Genomic DNA, 15,300 nt, shown 5'->3' with positions numbered 1-15,300 from the left:
ATTTCCTACTTTTATTTCCAAAACGCTCTTCTGTGTAAAAGCCATATTTTCAAACTATTGGGAGGATTTCTATGCCGAGACCTTTAAATTGAGGTAAATTAGTTGTTAAAAAACGTGTGTCTTTTGCTTAAAAAAGTTAAATTCGCCTTTTAGGTAATATATTTGCTTTTTTGAGTTTAAAATATTGTCTTAACTTAAAAAAGTATTCATTAAACTTTAATAGGTATGGTTTTTAGATTAATTATAGTATTGTTTTTTTTCAGTGTCGGTGTTTTTTCTCAGGAAAAATTTATTAAGCACAAAATATCAAAAGGGGAAAATCTTACTGTAATTGCTAAAAAATACGGAATTAAAGCTAAAGATATTGAAGAAGCTAATCCTAATGCTCCTAAAGTTTTAAAATTAAACTCAGTTTTGCTAATCCCGAATACTAATAAAAAGGGGGCTGCAAAGAAAACAGAAGTTGCTGCCAGCACAATTCCAGCGTCAATTTCAACTCCAGTTTCAGTTCCGGGATTACACGAAGTTGCAGCAAAAGAAACACTCTGGGGGATTTCAAAAAAGTATAATGTTTCTGTTGATGATTTGAAAAAAGCAAACCCGCTTTTAGAGACAGAAGGTCTGAAAATTGGACAACAAATAAGTATTCCATCAAACACAGTTGTAGCTTCTGCTCCAATAATTGAAAATCCACAACCCTCAATAGTAAGTGATGTAGAGGTTTCAAGAGAAGTTTTATCGAAAGAAACAAAATACGCCATTGCAAAAGAATTTGGAATAACAGTTGCAGAATTAGAAAAACAAAATCCTCAAATCAAAAAGAAATTAAAGGTAGGTTCTATACTTAAAATACATGTTTCTCAGGAAAAAGCAGATGCTTTAGAGTCCTTAAAATCAAGTCAGCCTATTTTGGAACCAGCAATTCAGGTGGCTGAAGATACAACAGTAAAAAAAGATTCGACTTCAGTGTTCAGAATTAGCAATCATTCAGATCTGGTGAATCAGCTAATTGTAAATGCAACCGAAAATATTGGCACTCGTTATCGATCGGGCGGAACCACAAAAGCAGGTTTTGACTGTTCAGGATTAATGATTTGTACCTTTAGTAATTTTGATATTAAATTGCCCAGAAGTTCTATAGAACAGTCACGTATTGGTACAAAGGTAGGTACGGATGAAGCTCAAAAGGGAGATTTAATCTTCTTTAAAACAAACGGAAGGCGACAAATTAACCATGTTGGAATGGTCGTTGAAGTGGTTGACGGAGAAATTAAATTTGTACATTCTTCGACTCATGGCGGTGTAATGATTTCTTCAACTAAAGAACCATATTACCAAAGAACCTTTTCGCAGGTAAATCGTATCTTAGAATAAAAAAGTAATGCTTAGTTAATTATGGTAACAAAATCTTCAATCTGAAAAGGTTTGTTTAAAAATCCCGTTACATAATTATTACTGTTTATCAGGTCAATTTCTTCAGGATCTAAAGTTGATGACAAAACAAAAATTCGGGTTTCTTTTTTTACCTCATTTTTAAGTTTATCAAAAGCGTTCAAAAATTCAAAACCATTCATTACAGGCATTTGGATATCTAATAAAATAGTTAAAGACTGATTGTTTTTGTTGGCATTAATCCATTCAATACCTTCCTTGCCATTATTTGCAATAGCATTCAGATCAATACCAAGTACTTTTTTAAATAATTGCCTGATGATAAGCTGATCAATTAAATTGTCTTCAATTAATAAAAACATAGCTTTAAATTCCATACGAATTAGGTATAGTTACAGTAAACTTGCTTCCAATGTTGCTTTCTGAAATGACTGAGATATTTCCTTTAATGTTTTCTACAGCTTCTTTTACGATATAAAGACCAAGTCCGGAGCCTTTGTTTTTGTTGGTACCAAAGTACATTTCAAAAATAGAATCTTTAAATTCTTCATTAATGCCAATTCCGTTATCTGCAACTTCGATGTTATGAGAACCATCAGCAATATAGGTTTTAATATTGATAAACATTTCATTTTTGCTATTGTCAGCATATTTTATCGCATTTGAGATTAAATTGCTGATGATTATTTTTAGGCGTAATCCATCACTTTGAATCTGATCTACCAGTAATTCTTGTCTAAATATTATTTTGTTTGCATTTTCAATATGCATGAGTTGAGAAATGGCTTCGTTAAATAATTCCTGTAAACTAACGGGTTCAATTACAATTTGTTTTCGTTTGTTTTTAGAATAATCAATTATATCATTAATAAATTGATCTTGTTTTGCTAAACTTTGGTGCATTAATCCCAAATAGTCTTTTATTTGATCAATATCGTCTTCCAGCTGTGTAATTTCGATTAAACCTTTTAATGATGTTATTGGAGATCTTAAATCGTGTGACGCACTATAAACAAAACGGTCCAATTCGCGATTTACTAATATTAAATCTTCATTTTTAACTTCAATCTCTTTTTTAGAAATGAGTAATCTTTTTACCATTATAGAATAGTAAGAGCACACGCTTAAAATGATAATAAGGATAAAAACAATATTGGTTATGATAAGAAGGCTTTTGATCTTTCGTGTTCCTTCTCCTAAAGTATTCGAAAAGTTGCGTTCATTAATAGTAAGCTTGTCACTAATGTTGCTAATTTGAGAAAGATATTTTTGCTGATCTGCAGTGCTTAAGGTATTGTGCTGAATTTTTGCATTAATTTGTGTTCCAATAATAAAAAGTTCATTAATTAAGTTATCACCTTGCTCCCATTCGTGAATAGCTTTTGCAAGGAATGAAATCTGTTTGAAATTTACAAACAGCCAAACCAGGTCATCAAGATCATCTTTATGATTGCGTCCTATGGTAAAACCTTGTCGCGCTACTTCGTTATCTCCTGCTTTTAAAAGAGTTTTGCGTGCGATACCATCCCCCTGAGGGACTTTAAGTTCTTCATTGTATAATTTCCACTGATTAGGTTCTTTTGTGTATAAATAAGTAATGAGATGGCGGGAGGCGTCTTTTTGCCCTTTTGAATAGTGGGATTCACCATTGACATACGCTCTGTTGGCGGACAATATTTTAATGGTAAAGAAATTGATGCAAATTAATAAAGCGCAGGAAATGAATACGATTAATAATAAAACAAAAACATTAGGAAGACGAAAATTTCTTAAAAAATGACCTTTAGACATAATGCTTTGATTTGTAGGTTGATAATTTAATTCTATGCCTTTTAACGTCTTATTTAAGGGCTATCTTTTAAAATAATCGTTTGGGTTCGAATAGATCATAGTTTTAAATAATAAACAATTGTTAATAAAAATGCTCAATATTTTAGATTAGATAGACGCTCATCCCAAATTTAAGAAAAAAAGAATAGAATTTTACAAAGAGCTAGTTTTTTCTTGTTAAAATATTTTTTGTAGTTATGTGTTTGATTATTAGTTAATTGTTGTTATTTTTTTTAAGTTGAATAAAAAATAATGAGTTAAGTAAGGTAAGCTTAAGTTTTGACATTAAAAGATAAAAACTTAAAAAGATTTTTTTTTGTTTAACAAAACGGGGTCCTTTCTTTTGAGTAAAAATTTACTATTACTCCATTTCATGCCAGTAATGTCCGCATCCATTTTTACATTCTGTATTCCTTCTTTCGGTGTCGGTTATTTTAAAAATCCAAACCAAAGAAATTACGGTTTTTATATGCTCATTTTTAGGAAGTTCTGCTAATTTATTGAATGCTATTCTGGCAGGAAATCTTTTTAAAAGTACAATTGGAGTATAAGTTGGTTTTAATGGAATTGTGTTTATAGCGTTTTGATACGCGTCGGAGTTATAATCCATTTTATTTGGAATAGCATTGAAAATGAAAGTTTTTAAAGTAGGAAGAAGTTCTTCAAAATTATATTCGGTATACTCTAATAATAGCTGTATTCCCAAGTTAAAATCTAATTTGTTTTGAGCAATCTTATTTATTATTACTTCTTTTTGATTCATTAACTTATAAAATTTATTATTAGCTAAAGTATAAATATACTTCCGAATTGTAAAAATTAGTAGACGTAATTATTATTTAAAAGTTTTAGATAAGACTTGAGTGATGAGTAAAGTAGATATCCTGGTCACTTGTGAAGCCATATAAGGATATAGCCGAATCCGATAATTATACGATACTGCCAACATATTTTAAATTGGAAATTTAGTTTTAAAAAGAAATTCAACTTTGCTGAACCTGAAACATTTAATGAGAATTGGAATTTAAAATTTCGCGATTTGGAATTTGAGAAAAAAGTATATCTTTAACCAACCCAAAAACCAAAAACAATGCAAGAAAACAACCAGGAACATTTTAAAAGAGAACTAGGATTATTAGACGGAACCATGCTTGTAGTAGGTTCTATGATTGGATCCGGAATATTTATTGTAAGTGCGGATATCGCCAGGCAAGTAGGTTCTGCCGGATGGCTCACACTAATTTGGCTCATCTCAGGATTGATTACTATTATAGCCGCAGTGAGTTATGGCGAGCTGAGCGCTATGTTCCCTAAAGCAGGAGGACAGTATGTTTACCTAAAAGAAGCATACAATAAATTAATTGCCTTTTTGTACGGCTGGAGTTTTTTTGCTGTAATCCAGACTGGAACGATTGCTGCTGTTGGAGTAGCTTTTTCTAAGTTTGCGGCTTATCTTTATGAACCTTTGAGTGATGAAAATATAGTATACGAACTAGGATTTTTTAAACTCAATGCAGCGCAAATTGTTTCGATTTTTACCATTGTTTTATTGACTTACATTAACAGCCGTGGTGTTAAAAACGGAAAGATTCTACAAACGGTTCTTACGATTATCAAAATTTTATCGTTGCTTGGTTTAATTGTTTTTGGATTAACACTGGCTGCAAAAGCTTCTGTTTGGGATGCTAACTGGGCAGATGCCTGGACAACGCGCTCGTTTAATAAAGATACCGGAACATGGTTACCTATTAGCGGAACGGCTTTGATTACGGGAATTTCGGCAGCAATGGTGGGATCGTTATTTTCCAGTGATGCCTGGAATGGAGTTACTTTTATTGCAGGAGAAATTAAAAATCCTAAACGTAACGTAGGTTTCAGTTTATTTCTGGGAACTTTTATTGTGACGATTATTTATGTCCTGACCAATTTGATGTATCTGGCAGTAATTCCGCTGGATGAAATTGCAACAGCAAAATCAGACAGGGTAGCGGTGGTCGCTTCTCAATATATTTTTGGTAATATCGGAACTCTGATTATTGCAATTATGATTATGATTTCGACTTTTGCCTGCAACAACGGATTAATCATGGCAGGTGCGAGAGTTTATTATACAATGGCAAAAGATGGTTTGTTCTTTAAAAAAGCAGCTGTTTTAAACGAATCAAGCGTTCCTGCGTGGGCACTTTGGGCGCAATGTATCTGGGCTTCGGCATTGTGCCTGACAGGGAAATATGGTGATTTATTAGATTTCGTAATTATTATTGTTTTGATTTTTTACATTTTAACCATTTACGGAATCTTTATTTTACGAAAAAAAATGCCAGATGCCGAGAGACCTTATAAAGCTTTCGGGTATCCATTTTTACCATTATTATATATTGTGATTGCAACGGCGGTATGTATTTCTTTATTAATTACAAAATTCTCAACTTGTGGTTGGGGAGTTTTAATCATGTTAACCGGAATACCGGTGTATTACTTAACGAAACCGAAAGAGTAAAAGTTGATGTTCCGTTTTTTATTACCTGAATGAAGAGTTGTCTGCCAATTATGCAGATTTAACGGATTTGTGTTGATACTTTTTAATTTTGAATCTTTTGTTTGGGAGTGATATAAACAAGAATGCCTTGCATAAGCAAGGCATTTTTTTGTCGTATATATGGGTAAAAAATACCGTTAACATCTTTGCACTAAAAACAAACATGAATTGGTTTAATTACTAAGATCATTGTTAATCCTTTCTTCTGTAGGTCTTAGGAAAATTAAATATATTATAATAAGTATCCCGAATAATACAAAGTCAGGTTTTAAGAATAATATTAGAAAAGCAGCGCCTTCGAGAACTGCCCAGCGCATGATTGAAGCAGCTTGATAAATGGGTAATTTGGCTTCAGTTTTTAATTTAGGGTCAATTTGCTTCAATTGCGATTTGAATAAAAAGGTACTCAAAACGAAAGCCAAAACGGGTATAAAAACATATACAATTGATGATGAGTCGATAACAGGAATGTTTTTTAATTTTTCAATTGAAAGTTCTCCTATAAAGAAATAAGCAAGAATCGTTCCGGCACAAATGGCAAGATGAATAATTTGAAGGGTCTTAATTTTTTCAGTCATGATTTGGTTTTTTGGTAGTGCAAGATAAAGTTAATTATGGAAAAAATCAGTTTAATCTGTCCGTACAAAAGTATAAAACAAAAAAAAAGACATTACTTAATAGTAATGTCTCTTGATGTAAATAATCTATTGAGTTTGTTATACAACAGCAGGCTCTATAGACGATTTTATAGTTGAATTAATAATAGATATGGTAAGAGGATCTAATTCTCCTGAGAAAAAAGCTTCTAATACTTCCTGAAATATCGGATTGGTGTTTTCAACCATAGAAAAAAGTGTCATAGAAGAGCGTAATTTTCTGGCATCTAAATCGCCTAAAATTCCATCTGCTGATTTCCTTTTAAAAGTCAAAAAAAGCTCTGAAATTTCAATAAGATGTTTTCCTAAAATAGGATGTTCTAAAAATTCGGTTGCTTCTTTCAGATCGGCAATCGCGTAAAGATTTGCAGTATCACTGGTGCCTAATCCTTTTATCTGCGGAAAAATGAACCACATCCAGTGCGTCTCTTTTTTTCCTTTTTTGATTTCAGAAAAAGCAGTAAGATAAAGTTTGTTTTGCGCATCTAAAAAACGCGTTAAATCATTGTTTGAGTAAGCCATTGTGATAATGTATATATAAAAAAAGGTTGCAAAAGTACTAAAAAAGAAAGGTTCTGCCTAATAAAAGGTTCATACAGTCAGTAATTTAACTTTTAACGACAGAATTTTCCTCATCGTTAGGGGAGTAAAAAAAAACAGCATTTGGAGTTCGTAATAAACTATGCATTTCGTTTCATTTGTCTAAAAGTCAAATTAATTCTTGGCAAAACATCTCGTGCCGTTTTGGGTACCTGATGCTGCCAAAAGCTATTTGTTGTCCCTGACATCAGTAGGAAAGAGCCATGATGCAAAGGGATTTCGACTTGCGGAATCTCCTTGTTAAATTTATGGCGCAACCGGAACATTCTGGTTTCTCCAAAGGTCACAGAAGCAATAATCGGGTTTGGGCCTGAATTGTGTTCTTTATCGCTGTGCCACGAAACACCATCATTGCCGTTTCGATATAAATTAAGCAAGAGACTGTTAAAGTCAAGCTGAGTTTCTTTTTCGACCCTGCCTCTGATAGTCAACAATTCATACGTCCAGTCAGGTCCGTTTTGATCTGCTCCCGGATTATCTTTATCTTCATACCAGGAAATCATTCGGGGAGCTGTAACGACTTTATCATACATTTCCATTTCATATTCTCTCCATTTCGTCTGATGGAGTAGTTTTTCATAAAAACGATCAGATTCTTCTTTGGTGAAGAAATTATCGATCAAAATAAGTTCTGCATCAGGTAGGTCAAATACTTTTTTTCCTGCTAAACCTGTGGCAAATAATTCGGTATCGCTAAATAGTGTCATTTGTTCAATTATTTTGTGTCAATTTCAATCCATACCGGAGCATGGTCGCTTGTTTTTTCCCATCCCCGCACATGGCGGTCAACTCCTCCTGAAAGCAATTTTTTGGCTAGTTGCGGACTTAGTAAAAAATGATCAATTCGAAGGCCTGCATCCCGTTCGTAAGCCTTTCTGAAATAATCCCAAAAAGTGTAAATTTTCTCTTTAGGATATAAGGTACGAATTGCATCTGTCCATCCTTGCGAAACAAGAGCTGCAAAAGCTTTTCTGACTTCAGGTAAAAAAAGGGCATCGTTTACCCATTTTTCAGGTTTGTAAACATCCAGTTCTGTAGGTATTACATTGTAATCGCCAACTAATATTACCGGTACTTTTAAACTCAACAGCGTTTGGGCGCGATCTGCTAAACGCTCCAACCATTTTAGTTTATATTCTAATTTTGGGCCTGGTGCAGGATTCCCGTTTGGGAGATAAAGACATGCCACCACAACTCCATTAATCAAAGCTTCGATATAACGACTTTGAACATCTTCGTTGTCTCCAGGAAGAATGCGTGTTACTTCCTCAATCTCCATATTACGGGCCAGAATCGCGACACCATTCCATTGTTTTTGTCCGTGCCAAATGGCATTGTAACCCGCATCATTAATCGCTTTAATAGGGAAATTATCCTGAGGTGCCTTTAATTCCTGTAGGCATACAATATCCGGAGTTGTTTCTTCAAGCCATTTCAGTAATACATTTAAGCGTCCGTTGACTCCGTTTACGTTATAAGTTGCTATTTTCATTTGACAGTCAATTAGTTGTGTCTTTAAATTTACAGCTTTTTGCGCCTTTATATTTACACAAATTCAAGTTCTTATTTTAGAAACTGTTTGTTAAAGAATACTTTACGCGGGTTTTTTTCTGCGTAAGCAAAAATCAGTTGCACAATGTATTGGTTGCTTTTATAAGGCGTAGCATAATTTTTCACTTCTGACGGATCTGTAATCGCAACATCTAAAGGAATATATCCCATACCATAAAAATGGCCATTTTCTATCCAGATACAACTCCGTTCTTGTGATGTTCTTCCTTTTTCTATAATCGCAAAAGTGGGTCTGTTGCTTAATAAAAAATCAATCGCATTGTCTACTTGCTCATTGTGGAGCGAAACATCCGGCAAATCTGTTATATCTTTATTTTGAAATATTTCCCCGTCTTCAGGTCTTAGATATTTACAAAATCGATAATCAATTTCAAATTGTTCTGCCAGACTCCGCAATATATTTGTGCCTTCGTGTATGCTGCTAAAATGTTCAATGCACGACTGAAATTTATTGAGTTTCCCAATTGCCAGATATTTGTATCCGTTGCGGGCTTCATATTGATACAGTCCAAATTTGGGTTCAAAACGTTTTAATGCTCTGTTGTAAGTGGGCCAAAGATGCTTGATTTCGGTACATTCTAACAAGAGCGCCATTAATTCGTTGCCACAGACTTCAAAAGAAATAGAGTGTATATCCCGTAAGAAATGCTGTCTTTGCGGATTGATCTTATGACCGCTAAAATGAGAAGCGACACGTTTTTTTAAGTTGATTGCTTTCCCTACATAAATTACTTTTTTTACCTCATTATAAAAATAATAGACACCCGGTTTTTCCGGTAAGTTATTAAAATCCTCAGGCGGAAGATTCGGAGGTAAACGTTGATCCTGTGACGTGTTTTTGATCATTTTTTCGATATGGCCTTCATCATCCCATTCAAGTAATCGTGAAAATAATATAGCAGTAGCAGCTGCATCACCGCCGGCACGATGCTGATTTTCTAAAGGTATATCCAGTGAATTGCAAAGTTTTCCCAAACTGTATGATGCAAAACCAGGTCTGATTTTTCTGGCTGCACGAACCGTACATAACTTTCTTGCCGTCCATTTAAAACCGGCTTGTTCCAATTGATGACGAACGAACGAGTAATCAAAGTTGACATTATGTGCCACGAAAACACGGTCAGTAAGCATTTCCAAAACTTTATCTGAAATATCATCGAAGATTGGCGCATTAGCTACCATTTCATTATTAATTCCTGTCAGGGCAAAAATCGAAATGGGTATTTCTTTTTCCGGATTCACAAGCGTTTCATAACGATCAATCACGTTTTCTCCGTCATGAATGATAATGGCAATTTCGGTAATGCGGCTGCCACTGGCGTTACCACCGGTGGTTTCGATATCTACTATGGCATATTCTTGCTTTTTCATCTCTTTAATATAACGTAATTTCTTCTTGTATTATTTAAATATTTAACACATAGGAATATAGGTTTGAATTTTAAAATATATGGTACTTTTATAAAATCATGATTTCTCCCATAGCTATGTGTATTTAGACAAGTGAAACGCCTTTTTTTATTTTCTTTAAAACTATGTTTCTATGTGTTTTAAAAAAATATGTTCAACGGTTTTTAGTTTTGAAATTTCATTCGGTGTCTGGGTAAATTAATTTCATGCGCCTGCGGATACGGTTCCCGATGCGTTGGACTCACATCTTCCTTGATCAAACGCTGTGTTTTATATTGATCTTTTGCATCCATATAACGTGGATCAGGAATAAAAGGCATTTTGGCCATTTTAGTAATCGTGATCGTCGGGAAATGATAATCGACTTCGACAGTTCCTAAAAGGAGATAACAGCCTCCGCCCTGAAAAGGAAATTGTGCCAGGCAATCCGGAAAATGTGCCGTATCAAAATAAGTACCTTCGTGATCGATCCAGGTCCCAAAATACATATTGCCTTTTTTGGTCGGAACTTGCTTTCTGGAAATTAAATACGCGAGCATGCGAACTTGTTTTTTATGGTGAGCTACTAAATCTTTTGCCATAATATCGCCGCGATGTTTGGTTTGAAGCAAATCAAAAACAGTACAGGATACAGGGAAACTCAAAAGTTCGATTTCATCAAAAGCATCTTCATGTAAAGAACGTTCCAAAGTAGGTAGTTTGTATTCTTTAACGGGTTCCTGCAAGAGCATCAAACTTCTGTTTTCGGGTTTGAAATTGTTTAAAAGCAAACTCGCAACGACCAAAAGCTGATTTTTAGTTTTTCCTGTAAAGCGAAAAGCATCTATAAAAATCAAAACTTTCATGCTTTCAATCCCAATCGGAATGCGATGGATAAAATCCTCCAAAGAAAGAAAATCACCATTTTTCTCCCGATCAGATTCTATCAAATGAGCGGTTTTTGATTCTAAACTCTGCAAATGCATAAAACCGAGATAAATATCAGTTCCGTAAACCGTAGTTTGATATTCACTCTTATTCACGCACGGATTAAGAACTGTTCCGCCGGACATGCGTGCTTCGTGTACATAAACCTCAGTTCTGTAAAATCCGCCCTGATTGTTGATTACCGCTGTCATAAATTCTACAGGATAATTGATCTTGAGATACAAACTCTGGTAACTTTCTACAGCATAAGAAGCCGAGTGCGCTTTGCAAAACGAAAATCCCGCAAAGGATTCAATCTGGCGGTAAATTTCCTGGCTAAGCCCTTCAGGATGTCCTTTCTCGGCACAACAGGCAAAGAAATTATCTTTTACTTTTTGTAAAGCCTCCATAGATCGTCCTTTTCCGGACATGGCACGGCGCAGGATATCACCATCAGGAGCGGGAAGTCCGCCGTAATGCTGGGCAATTTTGATCACATCTTCCTGATACACCATAATGCCATAAGTTTCACCCAGATGCTCTTTAAAAACCTCATGAAAATATTGAAACTGATCCGGATTATTATGACGAAAAATATACTCTTTCATCATTCCGGATTGTGCTACACCGGGACGAATAATAGAAGAAGCGGCAACCAAAATTTTATAATTATCACAATTCAATCGGCGTAATAATCCACGCATAGCTGGACTTTCGATATAAAAACAACCAATGGTTTTGCCTTGTGCCAAATGAACATTACATATGGCTTCATCTTTAGAAATCGAAGTGTCCCGAATATTAACTTTTATACCGCGGTTTTTCTCAATCAGTTTTACGCTGTCATCAATATGACCAATACCACGCTGACTCAAAATATCGAATTTTTCGAAACCAATTTCTTCGGCAATGTGCATATCAAAAAGCACGATAGGGAATCCTTTTGGAGGCATTTCCAGTGGCGTATAATTAGTAATAGGTTCTTCAGAAATGATAATTCCGCAAGCGTGCATACTACGCTGATTGGGATATTTAAGCATCATCTTGCTGTAGTCCTGAACTAGTTTTACGATAGAATTGGTTTCCTGTAACTGCTCAGGATTTTTGGCCAGCATGTCCAGTTCTTCTTTCGGAAGGCCAAATACTTTTCCGACTTCCCTAAAAATAGAACGGTGTTTGAATTCGACATTGGTTCCACAAAAAGCCACATGATCACGGCCATATTTATCGAAGATATATTCTAAAATGGTATTGCGTTCTTTCCAGCTCCAATCGATATCAAAATCGGGAGGGCTTTTTCGATTCAAATTCAAAAAGCGTTCGAAATATAAGTCCAGTTCTATCGGGCAGATATCGGTAATACCTAAACAATAGGCAATAATACTATTGGCGCCGCTACCCCGGCCAATGTGCATGAAACCCAAACTATTGCTATGTCGAACAATATCCCAGCTAATTAAGAAATAACCGCTGAATTCTAATTCATCAATTACTTTGAGTTCCTTTTCGACACGTGCTTTTGCCGCTTCATGGTTTTCACCATAACGCCAAAGTAAACCTTTGTAGGCAAGTTTGCGTAATAGTATTATATCACCTTCGCGATTTTCAGTAAAAAACTTCTTGTTTTTTGGCGTTGTAAAATCATATTCAAAATTACAGGAATCGATTATTTGCTGCGTATTGACTATAATTTCAGGATAACTTTCATAATAAGGCATTAACGATTCTAAAGCCAGCATTTTTTCAGAAGTTTTGCAATAATCAGCTTCTGTCAATTTTGATAAAATAATATTGGTGTCAATCGCACGCAGAATTTTATGCAGATTAAATTCTTTTTTATTGCTAAAAGTTACTGATTGAAGCACAACCATTTTGGCTGTTTTATTTTTGTGTTCCGAAGTAAGAAGCCTTAAAACTTCATCCGGACGAATTCCGATAAATTCATTCTCACGAAGAAATTCCGGAGCATTTTCTAAAGTATAAATCACAAAAACCGAATCAAATTCCGGAGCAATTAAGGGTAAAGGTTCTCTGCTAAAATTATGTTCCGTTAAAAAGCGATTCATTTCAGCCAATCCGCTGGCATTTTTAGCTAAACCAATATATCGGAATTGATGATTGCAGCGAAATTCCATTCCCACAAGAGGTTTAATCCCCACTTTATCACAGGCTCGTATAAAATCATATATTCCTGTTACAGTATTAATATCTGTAAGTGCCATAGCTTTTACACCAAAAGAAACGGCCTCCTTGATAAGATTATCAAGAGAAATCGTGCCGTAGCGGAGCGAATGAAAAGAATGACAGTTGAGATACATTTATTTGATACGTTTTAAAATTTCATCTTTATTATTAGGTTTAAAATGGGCTCCGGCACAGCGCATTACAGCATCAAAACCATAACGGCTTTTCATTTTATCCATCGCTGCATATAGTGATAACATTTCCTCGGTATCTTCAAATAGATCAATTTGGTATGTTCCGCGAACCAATCCGCTAAAGCGAATACCAATCAAACGCAATCGCATACGACGCTGATATACTTTGTCAAACAACTCCATTACATTTTTGGTCAGAATATGATCTGCTGAGGTATAGGCGATTTTGCATTGTTTGGTTTCGGTATCAAAATTGGCGTAACGTATTTTAACCGTAATGGTTGAGGTTAACCATTGTTCAGATCGCAATTGAAAAGCCAGTTTTTCGACCATGCCAATCAATATCGATTTTAGCATGATAATATCGATTGTGTCCTGAGAAAAAGTATGTTCGGTAGAAATTGATTTTCTTTCTGTATAAGGTTCTACGGGGGTATGATCAATTCCGTTGGCTTTTTTCCAGATGTCCAGGCCGTTTTTACCAATCATTTGCTGTAAAACTTCGGGAGGCATTTCAGACAAAGTCTGAATTTTACGAACGCCAATTCGGGATAAAAGCTGAAAAGTTACATTGCCAACCATGGGTATTTTCTGTATCGACAACGGATTCAAAAAGGACTGTACATTGCCTTCCGGAATTTCTAAATTTCCTGTTGGTTTGCCTTCTCCGGTCGCAATTTTAGAAACGGTTTTGTTGACAGATAATGAAAAACTAATAGGTAATCCGGTTTCTTTAATAACCGATTGTGCGAGTTCATCTGTCCATTTATAACTGCCGTGAAATTTGTCCATTCCTGTAATATCAAGATAAAATTCATCGATGCTGGCTTTCTCCATTATCGGTGCTTTTTCCTGAATAACCTGCGTAACATCATGTGACAATCGGGAATATAATTCCATATCACCTTTGATGACCTTCGCATCAGGACAAAGTTTCATTGCCATCTGAATAGGCATGGCTGAGCGTACTCCAAATTTTCGGGCTTCATATGAACAAGACGCTACAACACCACGATCACCGCCGCCAATAATCAAAGGAATACCCTTTAACTCTGAGTTGGTTAGCCTCTCGCAGGATACAAAAAAGGTATCCAAATCCATGTGTACAATTGCCCTTGCCATTTCCTTGTTTTTGTATGAAACAAAATTAGTACAGATAATAACAATTTTTCGTATATTTGCTGTTCCAAATTATAACAAATTAATTATGTCCTTATTTTCAGATAACATCAGAGCATTGAGGGTTAAGCATAAAATATCTCAGGAGAAATTAGCTGAAAACCTTAGAATTACCCGAGGAAGATACGTTAAATACGAAGATGGAACCTCCGAAGCACCATATGATATTTTAAAGCAGATTGCTTTATATTTTCATATGAGTATTGATTTACTATTGTCTGTAGACATACGTAAAATCAATATAGAAAACCTGATAAAATTAGAAGGCAACCGGCTTATTTTGCCCATACAAGTAGACAGCTTTGGGGAGAATTATATCGAAATTGTATCCCAAAAAGCAAAAGCGGGTTACCTAAACGGATATGCCGATCCGGAATATATCGAGAGCCTGCAACAAGTTTCCCTACCGTTTTTAGGACCGGGCAAACACCGCGGATTTCCTGTTGAAGGTGATTCAATGCCTCCACACGAAGACGGATCGATTATTATTGGCCGATATGTAGAAAGGTTAGGAGAGGTGATGGATGGCAGGACCTATATCCTGATTACCAAAAATGAAGGGATGGTATATAAACGTCTCAACAAAAACAAAAAGAATGCTTTGGTTCTGGAATCCGACAATCGATTTTATCCAAATTATGAAGTGAAAGCCTCTGATATTTTAGAAATCTGGGAATACGAATGCAGCATCGGACGCAGCGATAAGCGACATGAAGTGACAGAATCCCAAAGTATGAAAGATTTGCTTTTGGAAGTGAAAAGAGAGGTTATGGAGATTAAGAATAATACTTCGAATACGTAATTTTTGTCACTCCCGATAGCTATCGGGAGTAGCTTT

Annotated in this window: 13 protein-coding genes; 3 read left to right on the top strand and 10 right to left on the bottom strand. The window is 35.1% G+C overall.

Features of this window, described 5'->3' with window-relative positions; genetic code table 11:
• The first annotated feature begins 225 nt into the window (after nt 1–225).
• Nucleotides 226–1,374 (top strand): NlpC/P60 family protein, encoded by a 1,149-nt coding sequence (locus tag ACHRWY_RS19580; RefSeq protein WP_395356929.1) that lies wholly within the window; start codon nt 226–228, stop codon nt 1,372–1,374.
• Between the two features lie 11 nt (nt 1,375–1,385).
• Here the strand turns inward: ACHRWY_RS19580 and ACHRWY_RS19575 are convergent, their stop codons facing one another.
• The 3 genes from ACHRWY_RS19575 to ACHRWY_RS19565 form a co-directional block, all read right to left on the bottom strand.
• Nucleotides 1,386–1,769 carry a response regulator gene (locus ACHRWY_RS19575; RefSeq protein WP_395356927.1) on the bottom strand — a complete coding sequence of 128 codons (384 nt, stop codon included), beginning with the start codon at nt 1,767–1,769 and terminating at the stop codon, nt 1,386–1,388.
• Entirely contained in the window at nt 1,759–3,183 is a 1,425-nt protein-coding gene (locus tag ACHRWY_RS19570; RefSeq protein ID WP_395356925.1) for a sensor histidine kinase, read from the bottom strand. Before ACHRWY_RS19570 ends, ACHRWY_RS19575 begins: the two co-directional genes overlap by 11 nt.
• Before the next feature lie 400 nt (nt 3,184–3,583).
• Nucleotides 3,584–3,985, bottom strand: coding sequence for a DUF5958 family protein (locus tag ACHRWY_RS19565; protein WP_395356923.1), 402 nt, complete (start codon nt 3,983–3,985; stop codon nt 3,584–3,586).
• A 327-nt stretch (nt 3,986–4,312) separates the two neighbouring features.
• Between ACHRWY_RS19565 and ACHRWY_RS19560 the strand changes: the two genes are divergently transcribed.
• Nucleotides 4,313–5,722, top strand: a complete 1,410-nt coding sequence (locus tag ACHRWY_RS19560; RefSeq protein WP_395356922.1) for an APC family permease — start codon at nt 4,313–4,315, stop codon at nt 5,720–5,722.
• A gap of 212 nt (nt 5,723–5,934) precedes the next feature.
• Here ACHRWY_RS19560 and ACHRWY_RS19555 read toward each other — a convergent pair whose 3' ends face one another.
• The 7 genes from ACHRWY_RS19555 to dinB all read right to left on the bottom strand — a co-directional run bounded on the left by ACHRWY_RS19555 (nt 5,935) and on the right by dinB (nt 14,405).
• Nucleotides 5,935–6,339: an MFS transporter gene (locus ACHRWY_RS19555; protein ID WP_395356921.1), complete on the bottom strand. Its 405-nt coding sequence runs from the start codon at nt 6,337–6,339 to the stop codon at nt 5,935–5,937.
• A gap of 138 nt (nt 6,340–6,477) precedes the next feature.
• Nucleotides 6,478–6,939 carry a DUF1810 domain-containing protein gene (locus tag ACHRWY_RS19550; protein ID WP_395356920.1) on the bottom strand — a complete coding sequence of 154 codons (462 nt, stop codon included), beginning with the start codon at nt 6,937–6,939 and terminating at the stop codon, nt 6,478–6,480.
• Between the two features lie 158 nt (nt 6,940–7,097).
• The gene (locus tag ACHRWY_RS19545; RefSeq protein ID WP_395356919.1) at nt 7,098–7,724 is read right to left on the bottom strand and encodes an alpha-ketoglutarate-dependent dioxygenase AlkB family protein; all 627 of its coding nucleotides are present in this window, start codon (nt 7,722–7,724) and stop codon (nt 7,098–7,100) included.
• Between the two features lie 8 nt (nt 7,725–7,732).
• Entirely contained in the window at nt 7,733–8,509 is a 777-nt protein-coding gene (xth, locus tag ACHRWY_RS19540; protein ID WP_395356918.1) for an exodeoxyribonuclease III, read from the bottom strand.
• 71 nt (nt 8,510–8,580) lie between these two features.
• The gene (locus tag ACHRWY_RS19535; protein WP_395356917.1) at nt 8,581–9,960 is read right to left on the bottom strand and encodes an exonuclease domain-containing protein; all 1,380 of its coding nucleotides are present in this window, start codon (nt 9,958–9,960) and stop codon (nt 8,581–8,583) included.
• Nucleotides 9,961–10,163: 203 nt separating this feature from the next.
• Nucleotides 10,164–13,223 (bottom strand): DNA polymerase III subunit alpha, encoded by a 3,060-nt coding sequence (locus ACHRWY_RS19530; protein WP_395356916.1) that lies wholly within the window; start codon nt 13,221–13,223, stop codon nt 10,164–10,166.
• Nucleotides 13,224–14,405, bottom strand: a complete 1,182-nt coding sequence (gene dinB / locus ACHRWY_RS19525) for a DNA polymerase IV (protein WP_395356915.1) — start codon at nt 14,403–14,405, stop codon at nt 13,224–13,226.
• Between the two features lie 85 nt (nt 14,406–14,490).
• On the opposite strand from dinB, the gene ACHRWY_RS19520 reads away from it, so the two are divergent.
• Nucleotides 14,491–15,264 carry an XRE family transcriptional regulator gene (locus tag ACHRWY_RS19520; RefSeq protein ID WP_395356914.1) on the top strand — a complete coding sequence of 258 codons (774 nt, stop codon included), beginning with the start codon at nt 14,491–14,493 and terminating at the stop codon, nt 15,262–15,264.
• The last annotated feature ends 36 nt before the right edge of the window (nt 15,265–15,300 follow it).

It is taken from the genome of Flavobacterium sp. FlaQc-48 (assembly GCF_044007335.1).
Lineage (GTDB): Bacteria > Bacteroidota > Bacteroidia > Flavobacteriales > Flavobacteriaceae > Flavobacterium.
The sequence above is the reverse complement of the archived record's forward strand: the minus strand, read 5'-3'. Positions and strand labels throughout refer to the sequence as shown.